The 24,280-nt window shown below is 72.0% G+C and carries 24 protein-coding genes; 13 read left to right on the forward strand and 11 right to left on the reverse strand.

All coding sequences use genetic code 11. The features are described from left to right. Window position 1: 1 nt before the first annotated feature. The 7 genes from murF to xylB all read right to left on the reverse strand — a co-directional run bounded on the left by murF (window position 2) and on the right by xylB (window position 8,817). Window positions 2-1,438 (reverse strand): UDP-N-acetylmuramoyl-tripeptide--D-alanyl-D-alanine ligase, encoded by a 1,437-nt coding sequence (gene murF / locus R3F55_15425; protein ID MEZ5668799.1) that lies wholly within the window; start codon window positions 1,436-1,438, stop codon window positions 2-4. Next, on the reverse strand, window positions 1,435-2,901 hold the full coding sequence (locus R3F55_15430) for a UDP-N-acetylmuramoyl-L-alanyl-D-glutamate--2,6-diaminopimelate ligase (GenBank protein ID MEZ5668800.1): 1,467 nt from the start codon (window positions 2,899-2,901) through the stop codon (window positions 1,435-1,437). The genes murF and R3F55_15430 overlap by 4 nt, the downstream gene beginning before the upstream one ends. 20 nt (window positions 2,902-2,921) lie before the next feature. Beyond that, window positions 2,922-4,661, reverse strand: a complete 1,740-nt coding sequence (locus R3F55_15435; GenBank protein MEZ5668801.1) for a penicillin-binding protein 2 — start codon at window positions 4,659-4,661, stop codon at window positions 2,922-2,924. Further along, window positions 4,658-5,272 (reverse strand): hypothetical protein, encoded by a 615-nt coding sequence (locus tag R3F55_15440; GenBank protein MEZ5668802.1) that lies wholly within the window; start codon window positions 5,270-5,272, stop codon window positions 4,658-4,660. The genes R3F55_15435 and R3F55_15440 overlap by 4 nt, the downstream gene beginning before the upstream one ends. Further along, window positions 5,269-6,282, reverse strand: a complete 1,014-nt coding sequence (gene rsmH, locus R3F55_15445; GenBank protein ID MEZ5668803.1) for a 16S rRNA (cytosine(1402)-N(4))-methyltransferase RsmH — start codon at window positions 6,280-6,282, stop codon at window positions 5,269-5,271. The genes R3F55_15440 and rsmH overlap by 4 nt, the downstream gene beginning before the upstream one ends. Before the next feature lie 17 nt (window positions 6,283-6,299). Beyond that, window positions 6,300-6,791 (reverse strand): hypothetical protein, encoded by a 492-nt coding sequence (locus R3F55_15450; protein ID MEZ5668804.1) that lies wholly within the window; start codon window positions 6,789-6,791, stop codon window positions 6,300-6,302. Window positions 6,792-7,308: 517 nt separating this feature from the next. Beyond that, on the reverse strand, window positions 7,309-8,817 hold the full coding sequence (xylB, locus tag R3F55_15455) for a xylulokinase (GenBank protein ID MEZ5668805.1): 1,509 nt from the start codon (window positions 8,815-8,817) through the stop codon (window positions 7,309-7,311). 128 nt (window positions 8,818-8,945) lie between these two features. Between xylB and R3F55_15460 the strand changes: the two genes are divergently transcribed. Genes R3F55_15460 through R3F55_15470 form a run of 3 tightly spaced genes read left to right on the forward strand, consistent with a single transcriptional unit; the run spans window position 8,946 to window position 10,847 of the window. Beyond that, window positions 8,946-9,305: a hypothetical protein gene (locus R3F55_15460; GenBank protein MEZ5668806.1), complete on the forward strand. Its 360-nt coding sequence runs from the start codon at window positions 8,946-8,948 to the stop codon at window positions 9,303-9,305. Then, window positions 9,295-10,059, forward strand: a complete 765-nt coding sequence (locus tag R3F55_15465; GenBank protein ID MEZ5668807.1) for a molybdopterin-binding protein — start codon at window positions 9,295-9,297, stop codon at window positions 10,057-10,059. The genes R3F55_15460 and R3F55_15465 overlap by 11 nt, the downstream gene beginning before the upstream one ends. Before the next feature lie 5 nt (window positions 10,060-10,064). Next, the gene (locus R3F55_15470; protein MEZ5668808.1) at window positions 10,065-10,847 is read left to right on the forward strand and encodes a fumarylacetoacetate hydrolase family protein; all 783 of its coding nucleotides are present in this window, start codon (window positions 10,065-10,067) and stop codon (window positions 10,845-10,847) included. A 199-nt stretch (window positions 10,848-11,046) separates the two neighbouring features. Here R3F55_15470 and R3F55_15475 read toward each other — a convergent pair whose 3' ends face one another. Beyond that, window positions 11,047-11,283: a hypothetical protein gene (locus tag R3F55_15475; protein ID MEZ5668809.1), complete on the reverse strand. Its 237-nt coding sequence runs from the start codon at window positions 11,281-11,283 to the stop codon at window positions 11,047-11,049. Further along, on the reverse strand, window positions 11,280-11,456 hold the full coding sequence (locus tag R3F55_15480) for a hypothetical protein (GenBank protein ID MEZ5668810.1): 177 nt from the start codon (window positions 11,454-11,456) through the stop codon (window positions 11,280-11,282). Before R3F55_15480 ends, R3F55_15475 begins: the two co-directional genes overlap by 4 nt. Window positions 11,457-11,593: 137 nt before the next feature. Between R3F55_15480 and R3F55_15485 the strand changes: the two genes are divergently transcribed. The 5 genes from R3F55_15485 to R3F55_15505 all read left to right on the forward strand — a co-directional run bounded on the left by R3F55_15485 (window position 11,594) and on the right by R3F55_15505 (window position 16,649). Beyond that, on the forward strand, window positions 11,594-12,763 hold the full coding sequence (locus R3F55_15485; GenBank protein ID MEZ5668811.1) for a hypothetical protein: 1,170 nt from the start codon (window positions 11,594-11,596) through the stop codon (window positions 12,761-12,763). After that, on the forward strand, window positions 12,760-14,073 hold the full coding sequence (locus tag R3F55_15490) for a hypothetical protein (protein MEZ5668812.1): 1,314 nt from the start codon (window positions 12,760-12,762) through the stop codon (window positions 14,071-14,073). Before R3F55_15485 ends, R3F55_15490 begins: the two co-directional genes overlap by 4 nt. A 112-nt stretch (window positions 14,074-14,185) precedes the next feature. Next, entirely contained in the window at window positions 14,186-14,908 is a 723-nt protein-coding gene (locus R3F55_15495) for a hypothetical protein (GenBank protein MEZ5668813.1), read from the forward strand. Then, complete coding sequence (locus R3F55_15500) at window positions 14,905-15,333, forward strand: hypothetical protein (GenBank protein ID MEZ5668814.1); 429 nt, start codon at window positions 14,905-14,907, stop codon at window positions 15,331-15,333. Before R3F55_15495 ends, R3F55_15500 begins: the two co-directional genes overlap by 4 nt. After that, window positions 15,330-16,649: a hypothetical protein gene (locus R3F55_15505; GenBank protein ID MEZ5668815.1), complete on the forward strand. Its 1,320-nt coding sequence runs from the start codon at window positions 15,330-15,332 to the stop codon at window positions 16,647-16,649. The genes R3F55_15500 and R3F55_15505 overlap by 4 nt, the downstream gene beginning before the upstream one ends. Window positions 16,650-16,662: 13 nt before the next feature. Here R3F55_15505 and R3F55_15510 read toward each other — a convergent pair whose 3' ends face one another. After that, complete coding sequence (locus R3F55_15510; GenBank protein MEZ5668816.1) at window positions 16,663-18,561, reverse strand: adenylate/guanylate cyclase domain-containing protein; 1,899 nt, start codon at window positions 18,559-18,561, stop codon at window positions 16,663-16,665. Between the two features lie 193 nt (window positions 18,562-18,754). Here R3F55_15510 and R3F55_15515 point away from each other — a divergent pair, with 193 nt between their 5' ends. The 4 genes from R3F55_15515 (at window position 18,755) to R3F55_15530 (ending at window position 22,497) form a co-directional block, all read left to right on the forward strand. Continuing rightward, a complete protein-coding gene (locus R3F55_15515) occupies window positions 18,755-19,576 on the forward strand; it encodes a DUF2259 domain-containing protein (GenBank protein MEZ5668817.1) in 822 nt (273 codons plus the stop codon). 137 nt (window positions 19,577-19,713) lie between these two features. Then, window positions 19,714-20,526 carry a DUF2259 domain-containing protein gene (locus R3F55_15520; GenBank protein MEZ5668818.1) on the forward strand — a complete coding sequence of 271 codons (813 nt, stop codon included), beginning with the start codon at window positions 19,714-19,716 and terminating at the stop codon, window positions 20,524-20,526. Window positions 20,527-20,578: 52 nt separating this feature from the next. Then, entirely contained in the window at window positions 20,579-21,106 is a 528-nt protein-coding gene (locus R3F55_15525) for a hypothetical protein (GenBank protein MEZ5668819.1), read from the forward strand. Further along, window positions 21,103-22,497, forward strand: a complete 1,395-nt coding sequence (locus R3F55_15530; protein MEZ5668820.1) for a GAF domain-containing protein — start codon at window positions 21,103-21,105, stop codon at window positions 22,495-22,497. Before R3F55_15525 ends, R3F55_15530 begins: the two co-directional genes overlap by 4 nt. A 28-nt stretch (window positions 22,498-22,525) precedes the next feature. Here R3F55_15530 and R3F55_15535 read toward each other — a convergent pair whose 3' ends face one another. Next, window positions 22,526-23,212 carry a hemerythrin domain-containing protein gene (locus R3F55_15535; protein ID MEZ5668821.1) on the reverse strand — a complete coding sequence of 229 codons (687 nt, stop codon included), beginning with the start codon at window positions 23,210-23,212 and terminating at the stop codon, window positions 22,526-22,528. Between the two features lie 246 nt (window positions 23,213-23,458). Between R3F55_15535 and R3F55_15540 the strand changes: the two genes are divergently transcribed. Beyond that, on the forward strand, window positions 23,459-24,268 hold the full coding sequence (locus R3F55_15540; protein ID MEZ5668822.1) for a DUF2259 domain-containing protein: 810 nt from the start codon (window positions 23,459-23,461) through the stop codon (window positions 24,266-24,268). Window positions 24,269-24,280: the final 12 nt, after the last annotated feature.

Here is a 24,280-nt window from a genome sequence, read left to right on the forward strand (position 1 = left end):
CCTACTTGCCGTTGACGACGCGGACCTGGCCCAGGCCGCGCAGGCTGTCGACGACGACGTCCATGCGACTGCCGCGCGAGCCCTTGACCAGGACCGCGTCGCCGGTCCGCACGTCGGCGAGAACCAGCGGCGCCAGGGCGGCGGCATCGGCGGCGTGATGGCCGCGGCGCGGCGCCGGTAGCCGCTCGGCCAGGCTGGCCATCAGCGGCCCGCAGCTGTGCACCCGATCGATTGCCGCGGCGGCCACGTCGTCGGCCAGCGTCGCGTGCATGGCGGCGGCGTCTGCTCCCAGTTCCAGCATGTCGCCCAGCACGGCGATGCGGCGGCCGCCGCGCGAGACTGCGGTGGTGGCCAGCATCTCGAACGCCGCGCGCATCGAGGGCGGGCTGGCGTTGTAGGCGTCGTCGATCAGCAGGATCGTGCCTCCGTCGGGAAGGGCGATGGTCTGGCGCTGGCCGCGGCCGGCGATGGCGGTCAGATCGCCAAGCGCCAGCGCGGCGGCGCCGGTGTCGGCGCCGAGCGCGTCGATGGCGGCAAGCACCGCCAGGCTGTTGAGCACCCAGTGCTGGCCGGGCGCGCCGATGCGATAGGCGATCGCGCGCTCGCCGACCACGGCGGCAACCCGTGTCGCCGAACCCTGGACGGCATAGTCGAGCAGATGGGCATAGGCTTCCGGCGCCTTGCCGAAATCGAGCACCCGGGCGATCCCGCAGGCGAAAGCCTTCTCGCGCAGCCGCGCATAGTGGCGGCTGTCGCGGGGCAGCACCGCCGCGCCGCCCTCGACCACGCCCTCGAGCAGCTCGGCCTTGGCGTCGGCGATGCCCTCGACGCTGGCGAAATTCTCGATGTGCACCGGCTCGACATTGGTGATGACCGCGACGTGCGGGCGGATCAGCCCTGCCAGATCGCGCAGCTCGCCGGCATGGTTCATGCCGGCCTCGAACACGCCATAGGCGCAGTCGGCCGGCATCCGCGCCAGCGACAGCGGCGTGCCGAACTGGTTGTTGAGGTTGCCGCGCGATGCCGAGGTGGCGCCCTGCTGCGACAGCACCAGCCGCAGCGCCTCCTTGGTGCTGGTCTTGCCGACGCTGCCGGTGACCGCCACCACCTTCGCCGCCGTGCGGCGGCGTGCGGCCCGGCCCAGAGCGGTCAGCGCCGCCGCGGTGTCGGCGACCCGCAGCAGGCGCGGATCGCCGCTGTCGATGCCGGCGGGAATGCGCGCCACCGCCGCCCCGACGGCGCCGGCCTGCAGCGCCTGTTCGACATGGTCATGGCCGTCGTGGTGCGGTCCGCGCAGCGCGATGAACAGGTCGCCGGCCGCCACCGTGCGGCTGTCGATCGACACGCCGGTCGCCGACCAGGTGCCGGTGGTTCCGCCTTCGACCGCCGCCGCGGCCTCGGTCGCCGTCCACAGCGGGCGCGGGCCGGATGCGCTCACCGGCCGCCGTCCCGCCGGCCGCGCCGGTCGGCGATGATCTGCCGGGCCACCGCGCGGTCGTCGAACGGCCGGGTGACGCCGCCGGCGGTCTGGCCGGATTCGTGGCCCTTGCCGGCGATCAGCACCAGGTCTTCCGCGCGCGCCATGTCGATGGCCGCGGCGATGGCCTCGGCGCGGTCGCCGATCTCGACGGCGTCGGGGCAGCCGGCCATGGTCTCGCGGCGGATCCGGGCCGGGTCTTCGCTGCGCGGGTTGTCGTCGGTGACGATGACGAAGTCGGCCAGTCGGGCCGCGACCGCGCCCATCATCGGCCGCTTGCCCGGGTCGCGGTCGCCGCCGCAGCCGAACACCACGATCAGCCGGCCGTCGACATGCGGGCGCAGGGCGGCCAGCGCCGCCTCCAGCGCCTGCGGCTTGTGCGAGTAGTCGACGATGACGCTGGCGCCGTCGATGCCGCCCACCGGCTCCAGCCGTCCCGGCACCCCGGTCAGGCGGGCGAGGCAGCCGACCGCCTTGTCGGCATCGACGCCGCATCCGACGACAAGGCCCAGCGCGGCCAGTGCGTTCTCGACCTGGAAGGCGCCGATCAGCGGCACGACCACCTCGTGGCGCCGGCCGAGGATCTCCAGCGTCGCGCGCTGGCCGGCCACCACGGTGGTCAGGTCGAGCAGGCGCAGCGCCCGTGCGCGGCGGCCGTAGTCGAGCAGGCGATGGCCCCGCGCCGAGGCGATCGCGTGCAGGCGTTCGAACTCCGGAATGTCGGCGTTCAGCACCGCCGCGCCGCCGTCGGGCAGCAGGTCGGTGAACAGGCGGGCCTTGGCCTGGAAATAGGCCTCCATGGTGGGGTGGTAGTCGAGGTGGTCGCGGGCCAGGTTGGTGAAGGCGGCGGCGCTGAAGCGCACGCCGTCCATGCGGAACTGGTCCAGCCCGTGGCTCGATGCCTCCATCGCCAGGTGGGTGACCCGATTGCGCTCGACGAGACCGGACAGCCTGTGGTGCAGGGTGATGGGGTCGGGGGTCGTCAGGCTGCCGGCCTCGTCGAGTTCGGGGGCCTGGATGCCGAGCGTGCCGAGGCTGGCCGCGCGGAATCCAAGCTGGGTCCAGATCTGTCGGGCAAAGGTGACGGTGGATGACTTGCCGTTGGTGCCGGTGCAGGCGGCGACATGCTCGGGCTGCCGGCCGTAGAATGCGGCGGCCATCTGTGCCAGCGCCCGGCGCGGATTGGGCGTTTCGACGACGATGCCGGCGAGGGAAGCGCCGGTGCCCGGCGCGGTCAGCACCGCGCGGGCACCGGCGGCGAGCGCGCTGGCAATGAAATCGCGCCCGTCCGCCCGTTCGCCGGGGAGGGCAGCGAACAGGTCGCCGGGCTTCACCGCGCGCGAGTCGACGGCAAGGCCGGAAACGTCCAGGTCTCGATCGGGGTCGGGCAGGCCGGCGGCGCGCGTCAGCACGGACAGCCGCATATTATCGTCCCCCGCCATGCTCATTGGCCGGCAATGGTGAAATCCAGGGCATTGCGCACCGCCGGATCGTCGGGATCGACCGGGTCCACGCCGAGCAGCGGGCCGATGCGCGAGACCACGCGGCTGACCACCGGGGCGGACACCCAGCCGCCGGTGGCGAAGCCGTAGGTCTCCGCATTGCCCTTCGGCTCGTCCAGCGAGACCAGCACGACATACTGCGGATCCTGCATCGGGAACACGCCGATGAAGGAGGACAGCACCGCATTCTCGTTATAGCCGCTGCGTCCACGCGCCTTTTCCGCGGTTCCCGTCTTGCCGCCGACCTCGTAGCCGTCGGCGTTGGCGCGACCCGAACCTTCCGACACCACCAGCCGCATCAGCCGGCGCATCATCGCCGACGTGCCCTCGCTGATGATCCGCCGGCCCTCGACCGTGTCGTCGGGGTCGTGGCGCAGCAGGGTCGCCGGCACCAGAGTGCCGCCATTGGCAACCGCCGCGAAGCCGCTGACCACCTGGATCGGCGTCACCGCCAGGCCGTGGCCGTAGGCGATGGTCAACACGTTGATGTCGCGCCACGGCGACGGCACGATCGGCGCTCCGACCTCAGGCAGCTCCACCGGAGACCGCTCGAGCATGCCGGCCTGGCGCATGAACGCCTCCTGGCGCTCCGCGCCGGCGCCGCGCGCCATCAGGGCCGAGCCGATGTTGGACGAATGCACCAGTATTTCGGCGACGGTCAAGGGCCGCCACATCGGATGGAAGTCGTTGATGGTGAAGCGGCCGATCTGCAGCGGGTGGCTGGCGTCGTAGACCGAGTTGGGATTGGCGAGGCCGGCGTCCAGCACCATCGCCGTGTTGAAGATCTTGAACACGCTGCCCATCTCGTAGACGCCCAGCGTGTTGCGGTTGAAACGGGCGATTTCCTCGGCCTCGCCGGGGTGGTTCGGGTCGAAGTCGGGCAGGCTGACCATCGCCAGCACCTCGCCCGTGTTGGCGTTCATCACCATGCCGGACGCCCCGATCGCCTGGAACTCCTCGGCGCCGGCCGACAGTTCCTCGCGCAGGATGTGCTGCACCCTGAGATCGAGCGACAGCGTCATCGGGCCCTGGCCCGATAGCAGCGCCTCGTCGAACGACTGCTCGATGCCGCTGAGGCCGTGGCCGTCCACGTCGGTGAAGCCGACCACGTGGCCGGTCAGCGCGCCCTGCGGGTAGATCCGGCGCGGCTCGTCGAGGAAGTAGAAGCCGGGGATGCCGAGGCGGTGGACGGCCAGATACTCGCTGGGCGTCAGGTTGCGGGCCAGCCAGATGAACTGGCGGTCGAGCGACAGCCGCTGGCGGACCGTGTCTGCGCTCAGTTCGGGCAGCACCGTGATCAGGGCCGCGGTCGCGCTCTCGACGTCCAGGATCTCGCTCGGATTGGCATAGAGCGACTTGGTGACCACGCTGGTTGCCAGCAGCAGGCCGTTGCGGTCGACGATGTCGGCGCGGCGTGCGGTCGCAGTTGCCTCTTCCGCCGGCTCGGCGACCGGCGTCATGGCCGGGCCGATCACCATGGCGTCGACGAGCCGGCCGGCGACCGCCAGGAAACCGATCGAAAACAGCACGCTGGCCACGACCAGGCGCGTGCGGCCGACCTCGACGGAGCGCGAAGCCGGGATCTCGGCGCCGCGTGCGCCCTGCGCGCGCAGGTCGATGCCGGCGCGCAACGCCGCGGGCTGGCGGGCGGGGCTCGCGGGCTTCGATCGCCACAACCTCATTGCGCGATCCCCCGCGGGAAGCTCAGGCCAGCGGGCGGCCCGTCGGTGGACGAGGCGGAGTGGCTGTCGAGCACATTTGCGATCAGCGCGCCGATCGCATCCTGCGGCGCGGCGGCCGCGGTGGCGACTCCGGCCTGGGCCGGGCCGGCCGGGACCAGGGCGAGCTCGGGCGGCGGCGCCGTCTCGGCGTCGGCGACGATCATGCCGTCCGCGCCGTCGTTGCCGACCAGCGGGGTCGCGCCGGGCTCGGTCGTGCGCCGCGGCGGCAGGGGCGGCAGCGGCGGCGGCGTCACGCCGTCGGGTGCGGCGGGCAGGCTGGCGTCGTACACATGGCCCGGCGCCATCGGGATGGCGTCGAACGCCACGATGTCGTGCACGGTGGCCGGGCGTGTCGACAGGTAGTGGCCGGCATAGGCCTCGATCCGCGTCGGGTCGTTCAGGTAGGACCATTCGGCGTGGAGCATGGCCACCGCGTCGCGGTTGGCCTCGATGTCGCCGTGGATCGCGGCGAGCTCGTGCTCCAGCGCCTCCACCTTGTACTTCAGGTGATACAGGCTGCCGCCGGCGCCGGCGATCAGCACCAGCCAGATCGCTATGGACCAGCGGATCACGCGCGGGTCCCCGCCAGCGGGTCGTCTTCGCCGGCGGGCATGGCCGGCGCGTCGGTGCGCTCGGCGATGCGCAGCCGGGCGGAACGGGCGCGCGGGTTGGTCTCCGCTTCCAGCAGGCTCGGCCGGACGGCCTTGCCGGACAGCAGGCGGAAACTGGGCGGCCGCCGGCGCAGCAGCTCCGGCAGGTGGCGCGACGGGTTCGGCGCCGCGCCGCAGCGCACGCGCAGGAAGGTCTTCACCAGCCGGTCGTCGATCGACTGGAACGAGACCACTGCCATGCGGCCGCCGGGGCTCAGCATCTGCTCGGCCGCGGCCATGCCGCGGTTCAGCTCGCCGACCTCGTCGTTGACCTTGATGCGCAGCGCCTGGAACGTGCGGGTCGCGCCGTCGATCTGGTCGCGGCCGGACCGCACCACGCCGCGCACGATCTCGGCCAGCCGGCGCGTCGTCGCGATCGGCGCCTGCAGCCGGGCGGCGACGATGGCGCGGGCCACCGCGCGGGCGTTCCGCTCCTCGCCGTAGGTGTAGATGATGTCCGCCAGCTCGCGCTCGGACCAGCTGTTGACGATGTCGGCGGCGGTCGGGCCGTCCTCGTCGCTGGTATCCATCCGCATGTCGAGGAAGCCGTCGTACCTGAAGCTGAATCCGCGCTCCGGCGTGTCGATCTGCATCGACGAGACGCCCAGATCCAGCGCCACCCCGTCGATCTGCTCGATCCCGCGGTCGCGCAGCAGGCGCGCCATGTCGCCGAAGCGGCCGTGCACCATCATCAGCCGGCCGGGATAGTCGCGCGCCAGCCGCCGGCCGCGGCGCACCGCACTGGGGTCGCGATCGATGGCACAGACGAAGCAGGCAGTGCGGCGCAGCATCTCGGCGGTGTAGCCGCCGGCGCCGAAGGTGCCGTCGACGTAGATGCCGCCCTCGCGCAGGTTCAGGGCGTCGATGACCTCGTCGCGCAGGACCGGGGTATGGCCCGCGGCGGTGCCGGTGGTCTGCAGGGTGGCTGTCACGGCATTGCCTTCGTTCGTCACAGGTCGTCTCCCCCCGAAACGATGCTGAACAGCAGATCCTCGGTCTCGCTCTCCGGGATCGCCTCGATTTCGGCCTGCAACGCCCTGTCGTAGGCCTCGTAGGCTGACGGTTCCCACATGGCAAACGTCGCGCCTTCGCCGACGAAGGCGATTTTTTCCGCGATGCCGGCATGCCCCAGCAGCTCCGGTGTCGGCTGGATGCGGCCGGTGTCCTCGACGATCAGCCGCCGGCTGCGGCTCAGCACCACGCGGGCGATCTTGCGCTGGGTCAGCGACAGCCGATCGAACTTCTCATCCATCTTGCGCACCAGCCGCTGCATGCGCAGCGCCGGCCAGACCTGGACGGAGTTCGCGGAGGTGCCGAACGAGGCGAAGGCGTAGATCCCCTTGTCGAGGTCCTCGCCGAGGGCAGCCCGGAAGTCAGAGGGGATCGAAACCCGTCCCTTCTTGTCCAGGACCTTCTCGTGCTTGCCATGGAAGAAGCCCACGCCGCATCTCCTCGACGGATCGGGCCCGCCCCGCGCCCTGTCCCGCCGATGTCCGTTCCTCGATCGCTGCCGATCTGCCCTCCGGTCTCCTGCGGCGCCACACACCCCTCCCGTGCGCGTCCAGGGTGTCGCTGGGATAGCATGGGAAATATTGGGTCGTCAATGAAATGCCGGCCAGAATGGACTCTTTTCTGTGGCCTCACGCTGCGTGACTGCCATGGTATCCATCCCCTGTGGATAAACATAGAACAGGCTGTCGGGTGGGTCCAGAGAATTCACTTAGAATCATGTGATTGCTGCACTCTATTCACACGATGTCGAAGCTGGGCCAGCCGGCCGCACGGCCACGAGCGGGCGTCGGCGGCGCGACCAAAGGCCGACAGGAATGCTGCCAGCGGTAAGACTCTTGATACGCTTTTTACGAGTATTATTTATCGCAGTGACGATCTGAGAGATTGTCGGCGAGCCGCATCGGCGGGCAGCTCGGCATAGGCGCGGCGGGGCGGGAAGCGGGCGGTCAGCCGCGCGCGGCCCTCAGCGCGGGATAGAGGCGCGCGAACGCCCGGTAGGCCGGGTCCATCGCGGCGCGAAGGGCCGTATCCGGCCGCTCGGCCGGCCCGGCAGGACGCACGCAGGCGTCGGCCGCGGCGACCACGTCGGCATGGACGCCGGCGCCGACGGCGGCGAGCAGGGCGGCGCCGTAGGCCGGGCCCTGCTCCGCGCTCAGCCGTTGCAGCGGCTGGTCGAGTGCAGCCGCGATGATCGCCCGCCACAGGTCGCCGCGCACGCCGCCGCCGACGGCGTTGAGGCCGTCGACCGGGATGCCGAGGGCGGCGATGCGTTCCAGCGACTGGCGCAGGGCGAAGGCGACGCCTTCCAGGACGGCCCGGGCCATGTGCGCCCGGCCATGCGCCAGCGTCAGGCCGACCCAGGCGGCGCGGGCGTCCGGGTCCATGTGCGGCGTCCGCTCGCCGGCCAGGTAGGGCAGGAAGACGGCGCCGTCGCAGCCTGCCGGCGCCGCGGCCGCTGTGCGCTGGATCGCGTCGTAGGGATCCTCGCCGTCCGCGGTGTCGGCGCCGATCACGTCGCGGTACCATCTGAGCGCACCGCCGGCCGACAGCACCACCCCCATCAGGTGATAGCCGCCGGGCACCGCGTGGCAGAAGGCGTGCAGCGCGCCGCTCGGGTCGACCGTCGGCCGGTCGGTGTGGACGAACACCACGCCGGAGGTGCCGATCGAGACCAGGCCGCGGCCTTCGCGCACGACGCCGCTGCCGACGGCCGCCGCCGCATTGTCGCCGCCGCCGGCGACCACCGGCAGCCCCTCCGGCAGGCCGGTCGCGGCCGCCGCCGCGCCGCTCAGCCGGCCGGTGATCTCCGGCCCCTCGCACACCCGCGGCAGCCAGTCCCGCGGAATCGCCAGCGCGTCGAGGATTTCCGGCGCCCAGTCGCGGGCGGCGAGGTCGAGCAGCAACGTGCCGGCGGCGTCGGAGGGGTCGGTGGCCGCAACCCCGGTCAGCCGGTGGCGGATGAAGTCCTTCGGCAGCAACACGCGGGCGATGCGGGCATAGGCCTCGGGCTCGTGCGCGCGCAGCCAGAGGATCTTCGGCGCCTGGAAGCCGGTCAGCGCCGGGTTGCCGGTGATCGCGCGCAGCCGCGCCGCGCCCAGCAGATCGGTGATCCGGTCGCACTCGGCGCCGGTGCGCTGGTCGTTCCACAGCAGGGCCGGCCGGATCGCGGCGCCGTCGGCATCGACGAAGGTTGCCCCGTGCATCTGGCCGGTGAGGCCGAGCGCCAGCGGCGGCCGGGGTGCGGTCTCGGCCAGCCTGCGCAGGATCGTCAGGGTCGCCTGCCACCAAGCCTCCGGGTCCTGTTCGGTCCAGCCGGGCCGTGGCGTCAGCAGGGGATATTCGACCCCGGCCTCGGCGACGACGCTGCCGGTCGGGTCGACCAGCAGGCCCTTGGCGCCGCTGGTGCCGATGTCGAGGCCGATCGTCAGGCCGTCCGCCGCCTGGCCCGGTGCCATCGCGTGTCCTCCCGCTGGCGCGCGGCCGCTCGCCGGGCCGCCGCTCTGGTCTTGCTCCCCGGGGCCACGGTATCGCATGGTACCGCCCGCGCAAGATCGGCGATCGGCCGGCTGTGACGAGGGAAGCGATGCGAACAGGCGGGATCAGCGTGCCGGTGCTGCTGGCAGCGCTGCTGGCCAGTGCGGCCGGCTGCGCGCCGACGGTGTGGACCAAGCCGGGTGTGGACGAGGCGACGCGCGATGCCGACATCGCGCGGTGCGAGGCCTTCGCCCGCGAGCAGGTCGAGGACGATTTCGTGGCCCGCATCGAGGACACGCAGCGCGGCGTCACGGTCGGCCGCGATGCGCTGTACAGCCGCGACGACATGCGCCGCTATGACGAGCGCGCGCGCCGGCTGAGCCTGATCGAGTCCTGCATGCGCCAGCTGGGCTACACCGAGGGCGAGCCGGACGCCGCGACAGAGGAGACGGGCGGCGATGCCGAGTGAGAATGCGACGGTCACCGCCTGCCTGCTGATCATCGGCAACGAGATCCTGTCGGGCCGGACCCACGACGCCAACCTGCCCTATGTCGCCGCGGGGCTGAACGACGTCGGCGTGCGCCTGCTCGAGGTCCGGGTGATCCCCGACGTGAAGCAGACCATCGTCGAGACGGTCAACGCGGTGCGGGCCAGCTACGACTACGTCTTCACCACCGGCGGCATCGGGCCGACCCACGACGATATCACCGCCGATTCCGTCGCCGCCGCCTTCGGGGTGGCGATCGAGCGCAACGGCGAGGCGCGGCGACGGCTGGAGTCCTACTACGCGACGACGACGATCGAGCTGAACGAGGCGCGGCTGAAAATGGCCGACATCCCCGTCGGCGCCGAGCTGATCGAGAACCCGGTCAGCGGCGCGCCGGGCTTCCGGCTGGAGAATGTCTATGTGATGGCCGGCGTCCCGCGGATCATGCAGGCCATGTTCGACAGCATCAAGCACACCCTGAAGGGCGGCAGCCCGATGCTGTCGCGCACCGTGGTGGCGCCGATCGGCGAGGGCGCCATCGCGGCGGGCCTGGGCGCCATCCAGGAGGCGCACCCGTCGGTGGAGATCGGCAGCTATCCCTTCTACGGCGGCGGCCGCTTCGGCACCTCGCTGATCTCGCGCGGCACCGACGCCGCCGCGCTCGACCGCGTCGCCGAGGCGATCCGCGCGCTGGTGCGCGGCCTGGGCGTCGAGCCGCAGGACCCGCCGGAATGACCGGCATGGACACGGAGGCCGCCGCGCGGACGCTGGCCGCGGACCGGCTGGCGCATCGTCCGTTCGGCGGCTTCGGCGCCGGCGCGGACGGGCTCGACGAGGCGACGGCCTATGCGATCCAGGCCCGGCTGCACCGGCATCTGGTCGGCCGCGACGGGGTCCAGGTCGGCTGGAAGATCGGCTGCACGACGCCGGTGATGCAGGAGTTCCTGGCGATCGACCGGCCCTGCGCCGGCCGCATCCGCGCCGGCGGGCTGTACCAGGGCTCGGCCGACCTGGCGGTGGCCGACTATGCGCGCGTCGGGGTCGAGTGCGAGATCGCGGTGCGGCTGGGCCGCGACCTGCCCGCCTCCGGACGACCATGGACACGGGCAGCGGTCGGCGCGGCGATCGGCGCCTGCATGGCGGCGATCGAGATCGTCGACGAGCGCTATGTCGACTATCGCACGCTCGGCGCGCCCAGCCTGATTGCCGACGATTTCTTCCATGCCGGCTGCATCCTGGGGCGGCCGGTTGCGACCGTCGCGCCGGATGCGCTGGCGGCTCTGACCGGCCGCATGGTCATCGACGGCGTCGAGGTCGGCAGCGGCAGGGGAGCGGAAATCCTGGGCGAGCCGCTGGCGGCACTGGAATGGCTGGCCAACGGCGCCGCCACCGCCGAGACCGGGCTCGCCGCCGGCGAGATCGTGATGCTGGGCAGCCTGGTCCGCACCCACTGGCCGGGGCCGGGGTCGACGGTCGAGATCGAGATCGCGCAGCTGGGCAGCGTGTCCGCCCGCTTCCACTGAGACCCGGCGTCGGTACGGCCGGGGCGGGAAACGAAGCGACCGCCGCCGCGCCAGGAGGCAGAGGGGAAGAGGAGGTTGGCGCGACGGCGGTCCATCGGTTGCGCGGAGGGCAACCCCGCGCTTCCTTGAGAACAGATATGGTGCGGGCGAATTCGCTTTTCGACGGTCCTGCCTGTCACATCGATGTGAGCGCCGGGCCTCAGTCGCGGCTGCCGTCGCGCGGCCGGGGCCGGTCGGGCGGCGGCGGCGTCGGCGGTCCGGCCAGCAGCCGGGCGACGCCGAGCCCGACGATCCAGCCGCCAAGCGGTACGACGAAGATGTAGTCGAACCAGGGGTGGGCCGGGTCGCTGCCGGAAACCACCAGGATGCCGATCATCCACGCGGCGGTGAGGCCGTAGCCGATGCCGCGCCAGATCTGGCTGCGCGGCAGGCTCATCCGCTCACCGCGGCATAGATGCCATAGCCGATCCCGATCAGCGCCACGATCGCGGCCCACAGCAGCAGGTCGCGCATCGCCTGCGTCCCCGGCCGCGACAAGAAATAGCGCGTGCCGACGGCGACAAGGAGGACGAGGCCGGTGATCAGGCTGGCGAGCTGATAGTCGTTCATCGCGCCCCATGAGGCCGGCCGGGCCGACCGTATCTGGCAAATACGAAAAAAATTACGGTTTCTCAACCGGTTTGGCCGACGTTGTTCAAATCGAACCTGACGTAGTCCGGTCGCACAGGGCGACAGGAGGGACCGACGTGACTGCACAGACAGCCGCCGCGGAGGGTACCGCCTCGCAGTTGCACAGCGAAGGCGCGCGTCTCCTGGCACGCGGTGCCGATCTCAAGCCGGTGACGTTCGAGGATCGCGGCGTCGCCATCGCCTTCACCTCGCCGCGGCTCAGCCAGGCGCGGGTGCGCCGCAACCAGCGCGACGGGCTGGAATTGCTGGTGCCCGATTTTGCCGACAGCGGCGGCACTTATGTGGTGCCGTGGAAAGCGTTGCCGGAACTTGTCAGCATGACGCTGCACGACCGCGAGCTGCACAGGCTGGTCGCCGGGCTCCGCGACATCAACCCGTGGGAGGTGCGCCGCGCCCAGGTCGAGATCGGTGCGCGCGGCCTGGCCGGGCCGGCCGCGGCAACGCTCTGCAAGGCCGCGCTGGGCGAGGACGACGGCCTTCGCCTGGCCGCCAATTTCGCGCTGATCCAGCGGGTCTTCGGCTTCCTCGGCTTCGACACCGCGGGTCTCAAGGCTTCCAGCCTGCTGGCGGACGAAACCCAGGCCCAGATCAGGAAGGCCTTCCACGCGCTGGCCCAGCAGATCGGCGCCACGCCGAACGAATGCTACGCGGCGATCGCCGAACAGAGCGTGAGCCTGGCCCAGATCGGGGTGCCGGGTGCCGCCCAGCCCGGCCGCCTGCGCAAGGTGGCGACCGAGGCCCGTTCGCTGGTCAAGTCGCTGGACGGCTGGGCCGCCGGCACGCGCTCGGAGCTTGCCGGCAGCGCGAGCCTGATCGCGCGGGTGGCCGAGCAGACCGTGTTCATCGCCGCGAACGAGATGAAGCGCCTCGACGAGCGCATCAAGGATATCGCGAAGTTCGTGAAGAACTGGCGCAGCGAGGGCCGCGAGGTGCGCGAGCTCGTCACCCGGCTCTACTGGCTGCTCGACGGTTGGGACCACATCGCGTCGAGCTGGTTCCTGGCGCTGAAGGGCACCGAAGGCGACATGCAGACCGCCGTGCAGGAGATCCGCAGGATTCTGCCGTTCGTGCCGCGCAGGGAGCTGGAGCGCATGGCGCAGGAGCCGGCCGAGGCCGGCAAGCTGACTTCGGTCCGCCGCATCGGCGCGATGCAGGACTGGCGCACCAAGTCGCAGGACGCAGACCTGATCCGGCGGCTGGAAGCGGTCAAGGGAGCGGTCTCATGACCAACGGCAATTCGGCGACGGCGTCGGTCCTCGGCGTCCTCGGCAAGAAGCTGTCCGACCTCGCCGACGACGAGGTGTTGCACATCGCGGCCCTGCTGGAACGCGGCGGCGACGATCCGCAGGCGCTGAAGGGCCGTGCGATCCTGCGCCAGCGGCTCACGGTGCTGCGGCCGCGCCGCCGGCTGAACGCCCGCCGGCTGTTCTGCGTGCCGTTCGAGATGCTGCTGAGCGACGAACAGACCCCCAGCGACCCGGTCCGACGCATCGCGCGCGCCGGCCTGCTGCCCGCCTGGCAGCTGGTGGCCAAGCGCCTGCCGGTCGAGGTGCTGAACGCGGCCGAGGCGGCGGCGGCCGAAGCGAAGGGCATCGGCGACGACCGCCTGCAGGCGCCCGCCGAGGCGCTGTGGACGGCCGCAGCGGACGCCATCGACGCGCATTTCGAGCAGATCGCGTCGCAGGTCGGCGACCCGCAGTGGCTGCGCGATATCGGCGCGACCCTGCGCGCGTGCGGGCCGATCGCCGAGATCCGGGCGCTGCTGCAGTATCCAGGCCGCCCGCAGCCGTCGGACGAGGTCGGCGCCCAGGTGGCCGGCATCCTCGGCGGCACCCAGGCACTGGGCGTGGAGGCGGTCTTCGCCACCACCCTGGTCGCCGCCGCCCACTTCCGCGCGCCGGGAACGGTCATCGGCGTCCTCGCCGCCAATGCCTTCGGCGTGACGCCGGGCCCCGGCCAGGATGCGCTGCGCCGGTTGTGCGACGTGCTGGGCGCCGGCTTCGAGCGCACGCTGGCCGCGCTCGGCCGCGAGCCGGTGACCGATGCGAACGCGGTGGTGGGAAGCATCGCCGGGCTGGTCGACAGCCTGACCCTGATGCGGGACTTCGCCAACAAGGTGAAGGACCCGCAAATGCGCCTGCAGGTCGAGCGCGCACTGTTCGAGGCACGCAGCACGACGATCGACCGTGTCCTGCCGCAGATGACCGGAGCCGTCGGCTGCAATCTCGACCGGGCCGTCGGCGAGATGGTCGACGGCGGCTCGCTGGAAGCGGCGCAGTCGGTCGAAGACAACATGGTCGCGCTGGCCCGGGCCAGGCCGACCGCCGAGGTGCTGGGCGTCGGCGACGAATTCGCCGGATCCCTCGCCACGCTGCTCGCCACCGTCAAGGCGAAGGCGGCGGAAGATGTCGCCGGCGAGACGGCCGACGCGCGCGGCCTGCGCATGATGGCGCTGGCGCGCTATGTCGAGCTGCTGGAAGGCGCCGACGCCGCGCAAGCCTGCCTCGCCGCCTGGCTGGCGGCGGAAGCCGCCTGACCCGCCACGACGGCCGGCGGTCGCGCGCCGGCAGCCCTGCGAACGTGGCTTCGGAACTCCCGGGCACCTCGCACGTTCTGGCTGGCAGTCAGACCGTTGTGGGGGCTTCACATTGGGTGCGGACCGGAACCTGGAGCCGGCATGGCGGCCTATTGCCGGGTCGAAGCGCCGGGCCGTCGGCGACCAGGAGCCGGCGACCTTTGCCGACCGCGGCGTCGCGGTCGCGTTCACCGCGGCACGCCTGAGCCAGGCCCGGGTGCGCTGCGCGCGCCGCGGCGGCCTCGAACTCATGGTGCCGGGCTACGCCGACGACGGCAGCACCTACATCATGCCATGGCCGGCCATCGACCAGTCGCTGGGCCTGACGGCGCACGACCACATGCTGCATGCCCGTATCGGCGCGCTGACGACTGTGGATCCCTGGACCGTGCGCGCGGTGCAGCTGGCGGTCGGCGCGGAGGGGCTGGCCGGGCCGCAGTTGCTGCAGTCGAGCCGCCGGGCGCTGGAGGAGGATCGCCGCGCCTGGATGGGCGCCCATCTCGATCTGATCGCCCTGGTTTGCGCGGCCAGCGACGTGCAGATCGAAGCGTTGCGCCCGGAGGACCTCGCGGCCGGTGAGCTGCCGGCCAACGTGCGCCGCGCCTTTGCCGGTTTTGCCGGGTCCGCCGCGCTGTCGACCGAGAGTTGCCGCAGGCTGATCGTGGAGCAGAGCGTTCTGTTCGCCCCGCTCGGCCTCGGCGAGGCCGTCCCGGTCGCCTGCGCCTGGTGCTGCAGCAGTTGCACGAGGCCGTCTGCGGCCTGGAGGACTGGGCGCCGGCCGCACCGTCCGACGTGACGTCGGCATGCGGGGCCATCGCCCAGCGCTGTCGCGCGACGATCGCTGCCGCCGAGGCGACGATCGAGCGCTTCGACCGCCAGGCGACGGACATCGTCGGGCTGGTCCGGCGCTGGGAGGCGATGGCGCCGGCCCTGCGCGCGCTGGTCGAGCGGGTGTACTGGCTGCTCGACGGCTGGGACCATGTCGTCGCGTTGTGGACCGTCGGCCGTGACGGCGCCGAGGCCCGCCTGGTCGACACGGTGCAGGAGATGCGCCGCATCCTGCCACGGCTGCCGCGCAGCGAGGCGCCGGCCGCGCAGGTCGGCAGGGCGGTGCCCGGCGACGGCAGCCGCCGCCTTTCCGCGATGCGCGACTGGCGCACCGGCCTGCCCGATTTCGAACTGGCGCGCCGGGTGGAGCAGGTGCGGGCGGCGGTGCGATGAGCCGGCCGCCCGAAACCAGCCGGACGGCGGTCCTGGCGGACCTGTCGCGCCGGGCCGGCCGGCTGAGCGACACCACGGTGATCGAGATCACCGGCCTGCTCGACCGTGGCGGCGTCGACCCGGCGGCGGTCGGCGGCCGCGAGATCCTGCGCGCGCGCATCCGCGTGCTGAAGCCGGCTCGGTTTCTCACTCATTGCCGGCTGTTCTGCGTCCCGTTCGAAATGCTGCTGAGCGAAGCGTCGGCGTCGGCCGACCCGCTGCGGCCGGTCGACCGCAGCGCCATCCTGCCGATGTGGGAGGCTGTGGAGCCGGCGTTGCCGCCCGCCGTTCTGGAAGCGACCGCCGCGACCCTTGCCGATGCCCGTTCGATCAGGGACGAGGGGCTGCGCGCCGTTGCGCCCGACCTGTGGGCGGCGGGCGCGCAGGTCGTCGACGAAGCCTTCGATCGCATCGCCGCGCGGATCGACGATCCCGGCTGGCTGGTCGCGATCCGTGCCGCGCTGGCCGCCCACCGCGAGATTCTGGCACTGCGGATGGTCCTGGCCTATGGCGGGCGGCCGGCCCCCGACGATGCGCTGGCCGGGGAGATCGTCCGCGCGGTGCGCGCGGCCGCGGCGCAAGGTCCCGACGAGGGCTATGTCGCCGCCGTCACCGCCGCGCTGCACTTCGCGGCACCGGCCGTGGTCCTGGAGGCGCTGGCGAACGGCGGCTTCGCCGACGGAGCCGCCAGGGCGGGCGAGCGGGTCGTGCTCGAGCGCTTTGCCGCCGCCGTCTGTGCCGATACGGAGCGCGAGCTGGCGCTGCTGGCCAGGTTCGATCCTGCGACCGCCGCGGCCGATGCCGCCGAGGCGGTCGAAAGCGTCGCCGCCGCGGTCCATGGCCTGCGCGCGGTGTCGCCGCGCCTGCGCGACGCCGGCCTGCGCAAGCGGCTGGCGGCGATCGAGCCGCGCTTCCGCGCGACGTTGGCGGACGCGGTGCTGCCGGTTACCGCGGACCGTGTGCTGCGCCGGATCGACGATGCCGTCGGGCAGATGCTGGACGGCAGCGACATGGCGGATGCGGTCGCCATCGAGGCGGACATGATCGCGCTGCGCCGGATGCGCGCGGGGGCCGAGGCGGTGGCGCTGGGCGCCGAGGTCGACGGACGCATCGCGGCGCTGCTCGCGCAGATGGAACGCCGCGCCGCCCAGGTTGTCGACGGGGAGGGCGCGGGCGCGCGGCGGCGGCGCGTGCTGGTGCTGGTGCGCTATGTCGAGCAGCTGGCCGGCCCGGCGACGGCCGTCCGGTGCATGCAGCGGTGGCTGCCGGCGGCCTGACCGGTGCGTGCCCTTACTGCGGCGGGACGAACTGGAACGCCTCGATCGGTTCGCTGCGCCCGCGCAATGCGACCTCGCCGAACGGCTTCAGCGCGGCCTGCTGGCGTTCGTCCAGGCGGCGGGCGATCGCCTCGCTGATCACGATGACGGTGGCCCGTGCCGCGCCGGGTCCCTCCCGCTCCACCGACCTGCCCATCTGCTCCAGCCGCTGGCACACATTCACCGTGTCGCCGACGATGGTGTAGTTCATCCGCTCCGGCGCGCCGATGTTGCCGACCGTGACCGGCCCGCAATGGATGCCGATCCGCATCTGCAGCGGCGGCGCCTGCCCGTCGAGCCGGCGGTTCTGCGCCGCCAGGGCGTCCGCGATCAGCGTGGCGGTTCGCCATGCCCGCTGGGCGTGATCCTGCTGCCGCTCCGGCGCGCCCCAGAACGCCATCGCGCCGTCGCCGATGAACTTGTCGAGGGTGCCGCCCGTCGCCTCGATCGCCTGGCCGACCATCGCGAAATGCCGGTTCAACATGCTCGCCACCTCGGTCGCGTCGCGGCCTTCCGACCAACTGGTGAAGCCGGAAATGTCGGTGAACATCACCGAGACCTCGGCCTGCTGCGAGGTCACCTCGCCGCCGGTCGCGGCCAGCAGCCGCCGCGCCAGCCGGCGCGGCACATAGATCTCCAGCCAGCGCAGCGCGCGCACCATGCCGTTGAAGGCGCGCGCCTGCTCGTCGATCTCGCGGATGCGGCTGCGCGGCAGCGCCTCGATCTGGTCCAGCGCCAGCTCGCCGACCCGCGAGGCGGCATTGGCGACCCTGGTGAACGGGCGGGCCAGTTTCTTGGCGACGATGAGCGCCGCGACGATGCCGAGCAGCGTGATGCCGAGACCGATGAAACCGGTGCTGAACAGCCGCTGCACCTCCTGGCCGATGTCGTCGACCCTGAAGTAGGACCCGACGGCGATCGGCCGATCGGAATAGCCGTCGAGCCGCTCGTAGACGAAGACGTAGTCGGTGTCGAAGACCTTGATGGTGTGGCCCTCGCCGCCGCCGGTGAAGTCGATCATGCCGAGCGGGCCCTGGTCGGCGCCGTCCCAGATATGGGCCAGCACCGGGTCGGCGAAGCCGACGAGCGCCGGCAGCGGCCGCTCCGGCGACAGCCCGTCATAGGGTTGGGCGAGATAGGGGTGGGCGAGCACCAGGTCGTCGCCATAGAGCGCGAACGCGTTCTGTCCCAGGGACTCGACCAGCGCGCTGAGAAACGCCGAGAACTGCTGGATCGTGACGGCGACGCCGACGGCGCCGGCCAGCTCGCCGTTGACGGTGACGCCGCGAATGACATTCAGCACGCTGGTCTGCAGCTCGGCAGACCAAGTCGGCCGCCCCCATTGCGGCGTCGCGGGCGCATCCGCCAGGCGGTCGCGCGCAAAGGCGAAGTCCGGCGTCTCGACGGTGAACTCGCCGACCCCAAACCCGCCGCTTGCCAGCTTGCGCACGCCGATCGCGGTGCTGTCCGGCCGAATGAAGATGATGCCTTCCGCCTGGTCCAGCCCGGCATGGCCGTCGAGCAGCGCCTGCTTGATCGCATCGACGTCGTCGATGTCCAGGCTGCCGTCTTCCATACGCCGGGCGATGAAATCGGCGGTCGCCGCAGCCGGGTCGAGCTGGGCGCGGATCTGGCTGACCGCCGTCTCCAGCATCAGCGCGGCCTTGTCGCTGAGCAGCGCCCTGGTGTTGGCGCCGGCCCCCCACAGCGTGACAGCCAGCACCGCGCCAAGGGTCAGCAGCAGCAGCCCGCCGATGCTCAGGCCCAGCGCGACGTTGAGCGGTATGCGGCCGCGGCGCGCCTCGCCATTCTGCGCGGCGAACCCGGCGCCGATGCCGTGGCGTTGTCGTGTGTCGGGCGCGGGTTCGCTCATGACCGATCTGTAGCAAATCCGGGGGCGGCTGGCAGTTCCCGTCTCGCGCCCCATGTTTTTATTTGAACCTTGTTCAATGCCGGTGCGACCATGATGCATCGCAACGGTCCGCCGCAGGCGGGCCGCTGGGGTGGCGCCTCGGGGCGAGGCGCCGGCTCCATGGGACAAACCGGTACGACGGGGACTGAAACAGATGTTGAAGGTGTTTGCGCGCGCCCGCTGCGGCGCGAAGGCGGCGGTCATGATTGCCGCGACGTGGCTGGCCGGCGCGGGCGTTGCCCAGGCCGGCGACAGGGCGGAGGCGGCCGTGATCGGGTTCTCGGCGGACGGCCGCTATGCCGCCTACGAGCAGTATGGCGTCCAGGACGGGTCGGGCTACCCCTACGCCCAGATTCACATCCTCGACGTGGCGGCCGGCGGGCCCGTGCAGGGCGCGCCGTTCGGGGTCATGCTGACCGAGGAGGACCTGCCGGAACCCCAGCTTTACGACGAGGGTCTGGCGACCGCACGGGCCGATGTCCGCGCCCTTGCCGCGGACGCGCTGGCGGCCCACGGCATCGACGGGTCGCGGCAGGGCATTGCCGTGCTGAACCGGCTGACCGGCGACCTGAATGCGCCGGAGCGCGAGGCGCGGTTCTCGATCGACGCGGCGATGGGGCTGACCGTCCGCGACGACCTGCTGCTGCGCCTGAATGCCTGGCCCGCGGCCAGCGCGGTCTGCGAAAGCTATGGCGTCGACGCCATCCAGCAACTGGCGGTCGAGCTGATCCAGCGCGGCGGCTATGCGCGCGAGACCCTGCTGCAGGACGACGGGACGGTCGAAGGCCGCACCTGCCCCGGCAGCTACCGCATCGCACAGATCGTCGCCTTTGCGCCGGAGCAGGGCGGCCCGGCGTCGATGGCGGAGAGCTACGTGCTGCTGGTGCTGATCGCCGTCGAGGAACTGCCGGGCTTCGAGGGGCCGGACACCCGCTATTTCGGCCTGGCGGCGCTGGTCGACGTCTTGCGCGGGTAGGCTGCCGGCCGGCGCGGCCCGATCGGCCGGGGGGCGATCTCCGGCCGATCGGGCTGCGGGCCGGGTGAACGCGATTTCACACAGGCGGAAAAGGCATTAGAAGGGCAGCAGCGGAACCGAGCGGGGGAGAGAGATCCATGCGGTTGACGTCCGGGCTGTGCGCCACCCTTGTTGCCCTGCTGCTTGTCTCGGTCGGGGTGCTGTCCGGTACCGGTGCCGCGTTCGCCGGCGACCGCGCCCAGGTCGCGGTGATCGGCTTCTCGCCGGACGGCGCGTCGGTGGCGTTCGAGGAATACGGTTCGCAGGACGGCTCCGGCTTTCCCTATGCCAACATCTACGTCCTCGATGTCGCAGCCAACGACTGGGTCGCGGGTTCCCCGGTGCGCGTGATGATCACCGATGAGCAGATGTCGGAGGACGAGTTGTTCACCGTCGGCGTCGCCGCGGCGCGGGCGCAGGCGATGGAACAGGCCGCGCCGGTCATTGCCGCGCGCGGCATCGTGCCCGGCAACGTCGGCCAGACGGTGATCCACCATCCGTTCGGCGACGTCGACGCGCCCGCCTATGAGGTGCGCTTCTCGATCGCCGCCGGGCTGAACACCTACTTCAGCGAGCACAACACGCTTCGGCTGACGCTCAGCCCGACCCGATCCGAGACCTGCGTCGGCTACGGCATCGACGAGGTCTTCATCTTCACCCTCACCGTCGGTCCGGACCACGCCCCGACGGTGCTGCAGCAGGACCGGCAACTGCCGCGCAGCCGGGTGTGCCCGACCGACTATCGCATCACCCACCTCGTCGCCTATGGCCTGGACCATGCCGACCAGTCCCAATGCTGTGCCGAACGCTATGCCCTGCTGGTGCTGCTGGCGATGGAGATGTCGCCCGGGTTCGAGGGGCCGGACACGCGCTATCTCGGCGTCAGCGGCATCGTGCCGCTGCAGCCCTGACCGGCCAGGCACCCGGGCGAAGGCCAAGGGTCGGCGCGGAGGAGACGCCACGGTGTCGGGCCCCGGGTTCGAGCCGCCTGCCGCCGTCCCGCCGCCCGGCGGCGAATTCCGCCTCGGCGATGCCGACGCCGCCTTCGTGGAATCGCCGGTCTCCGTCCTGGTCTGCGCCCAGGGTATCGACGGCGAGCCGGAGGTCGCGCGCGCCATCGCGGCGCGGTTCGAGCCCGGCAGCGGCCGCATCCGGGTCTGCCTGCGGGTCGCCGACGCGCGCGCACTGATCGACGGCGCACTGCACCACGACCGCTGTGCCGCCATGTTCTCGCGCCCGCGCGGACACGTCTCCATCCAGGTCAAGGGCGACCGGGTCCGCGCCGAGCAGCCGGATGCCGACGACGAGGCGGCGCGCAGGCGCTATCCGCCGATGCTGTACGGCCAGCTGCTGCCGCTGGGCTTCGATGCCGGCCTCGTCGGCTGCATCATCTCCGACGCCGGCAGCGCGTTGTGCATGCTGTCGTTCCGGCCGACGGCCGTGTTCGACCAGACGCCGGGCCCGCGCGCCGGCGAACGGCGGCCGGAATGAGTGCGCTCGCGCGGCCTGAGCCGAACCGTGCGCCGGTGACGCTGGACTCGATCCGCGCATGCCTGGAGGGCGTCATCCCGGTCGCGATCGCCACCCTGGCGCCCGACGGCACGCCGAACGTGACCTACATCAGCCAGGTGCACTACATCGACCCGGGCCATGTCGGGCTCAGCTACCAGTTCTTCAACAAGACCCGCGCCAACCTGCTGGCCAACCCGCGGGCACGGCTGCTGCTGATCGACCCCGTCACCGCGCGCAGCTATCGCATGACCATCGTCTACGAGCGCACCGAGACCGGCGGGCCGCTGTTCGAATCGATGCGGGCGAAGCTGGCCGGCATCGCGTCGCACAGCGGCATGGCCGGCGTGTTCCGCCTGGCCGGCGCCGACATCTGCCGGGTCGAGGCGATCGAGCCGCTGCCGGGCGACAGCCTGCCGCCGCGGCAGGACGCGCCCGGCCTGCTGTCGGCTCTGCGCAACTGCTGCCGCCGGCTGGCCGCCGAGCAGGACCTCGGCACCGCGCTGGACCGGCTGATGGACGTGATCGGCGACGACCTCGGCATCGGCCACGCCGCGCTGTTCCTGTGCGACCCCGACGGCCGCACGCTCTATGCCGTCGCCAGCCGCGGCTACGAGGCCTCCGGCATCGGCGCGGAGATCGCGGTCGGCGACGGCGTCATCGGCATGGCGGCACGCGAGCGCACGCCGATCCGGATCGGGCGGATGACCGACGACGTCGACTATGCCCGCGGCGTCGGCGCGCGCCTGGGCGCGGGCGGGGCGGCGCCGGAGATCCCGCTGCCGGGCCTGGAACGGCCCAGCAGCCAGCTCGCCGTGCCGGTCGAGGACGGCGGCGGCCTGCTCGGCGTCCTGTTCGTGGAGAGCGAGCGCGACCTGCGCTTCACCTACGACCACGAGGATGCGCTGGCGGTGATGGCCGCGCAGCTGGCCGCTGTGCTGCGCCGGACCGCGGGCGGCGTCGCGCCGGCGCGGAAATCGGCGGCGCAGGCGGGCCCGCTGCAGCCGGCGGCCGGCGCGGTGCCGCTCGACGTCCGCCACTACCGGTTCAACGACAGCGTGTTCGTCGGCGACGACTATCTGATCAAGGGCGTCGCGGGTGCCATCTTCCGCATCCTGTTGGCGGCACATGCGCATGACGGGCGCTGCGAATTCACCAACCGCGAGCTGCGGCTGCACCCCGAACTGCGGCTGCCCGCCCATGCCGAGAACCTGGAAGCGCGACTGATCCTGCTCGAGCGCAGGCTGGCGGAGAAGGACTGCGGCATCGGGATCGAGAAGACCGGACGCGGCCGCTTCCGCCTGTGCCTGGCGCGCCCGGTCCGGCTGCACGAGATACAGGCGGAAGCGCCGACGCGGGACCAAGGGGGCTGACCCCGCGTCGGGCAGGTGCGGCGTGCGTTCAGGCGGCCTCGGCCAGCCCGTCCAGGGCCAGCGCCAGCTTGTGTCGGTCCTGCTGCGAAAGCCGGGGCCGGATCGCCTCCAGCATCGCGTCGTAGAACGGCTCCGGCGCGCTCCGCCGCAGCATGTCCAGCGTCGCGGCGCGTTCGGCCGGCGCGGCCGCCAGCAGAATCGCCTGCATCGCCTCGGCCATCGCTGCCGGCGGCAGCGAGGCGACCAGCGCCTGGTGGATCGCGATCAGCTCGGCGTCGGAATAGTGCTTCCACAGTGCGGCGTTGTTCTCGCTTTCCTCGACCTCCATGTGCAGGAAGTTGTCGCCGACGAACACGGCGACCCGGCGATAGAGACGGGCGAGGGCGGCACCGCGCTCGACCGATCCGCTGGCCGCCTCCACCGCGGCGATGCCGGCGCGCAGTTCGGCGAACGCGGCCGCATGGTGTTCGTGGTCGCCCGCTGTCCGGCCGCTCCAGTCCGTTGCGCGGGCCGCGAGCGCCGGGTGGACGAACGCGTCCTCGTGCTCGAGGTGGCCGGCGCAGAAGTCCACCAGCCGGCCGACCTGGGCCAGCGTGCCGGCCACGCTCGCCGGGTCGTCCGCATCGGCCCGGCCGAGGGCGACCAGCGTGTCGCCCATGACCATGCGCAGCGCCTTGTGGATCGCGCCGTAGAGGTCGACTCTTCCGTTGTTCATGTCCGCATTCCCTGTCCGGTTGTTGCGCCTTGCGGCGTTGGCAGGGAGATAGGCCCGGCCCGGCGGCGGCACCTCATAAATGATCCCTCGCCGAACCGTAAAATCTTGCTAAGTGGCTGATTCTTGCGGAAAACAGGGCAGGATCGGCGCGCGTGGCCGCAATTCCGGCGCATCGGTCACGCCGCCGCCATCCCGCCGCGGCAGGCTCGCCGGGGTCGGGCAACGAAATACGCAAGGAGGCATGGCATGCCCCGAACGTCAGGTCGCGCTCTCGCGCTCGCTCTCGCCGCCGGCGGTCTTTCAGCAGGTCCCGTCCACGCCGGCCACGTGCCGCAGGCCGCGGTGATCGGCTTCTCCGCCGACGGCCGTTACGCCGCCTACGAGGAGCACTTCACGGACGACGTCTCGCAGGAACCCTATGCGGCGATCCACATCGTCGACGTTGCCGGTGGCACGGCGGTCCCCGGAGCCACGACCGCGGTGCACATCGCGATCGACGGCCTGCCGGAGGCGCAGTTGCTCGGCGACGGCGAGGCGCTGGCGCGACAGCGGGCGTTGGAGCAGGCAGCGCCGCTGCTGGCGCGGTACGGCATCGCGCGCGACAACGCCGGCACGGTGCTGGTCCATCGGCCGCCCAGCGACTTCGACGCGCTGCCGCACGACGCCCAGTTCAGCATCGGCGGCGCCTGGTCGATGTGGTCGCCGGACCTGAGCGTGCTGCGGCTTTCGATCAGGGAAGCGGAGGATGCGGCCTGCCTGCGCGAACGCGGTCTGCCGGCGGTGTCGCTGCTGCGCATCGACCTGGAACAGGGCGACGGCGCGGTGGCGACCACGCTGCACGACGACGCCGGTGGCCTGGATGCCGGCCGCGGCTGCCCGGTCGGCTATCGCCTGTACCAGATCGTGGCCTTTCCGGTCGATCCGCCCGGACGCGACCTGTGCTGCGCCGCCGATTATGCCCTGCTGGTGCTGGTCGCGGTCGAATTCATGTCCGGCGACGAAGGCACCGACGCGCGCTTCCTGCCGGCGGCGGCGCTGGTCGAACGCGTGTTCTGACCGAGGCGCGCC

The organism is Alphaproteobacteria bacterium (assembly GCA_041396705.1).
Lineage (GTDB): Bacteria > Pseudomonadota > Alphaproteobacteria > CALKHQ01 > CALKHQ01 > CALKHQ01.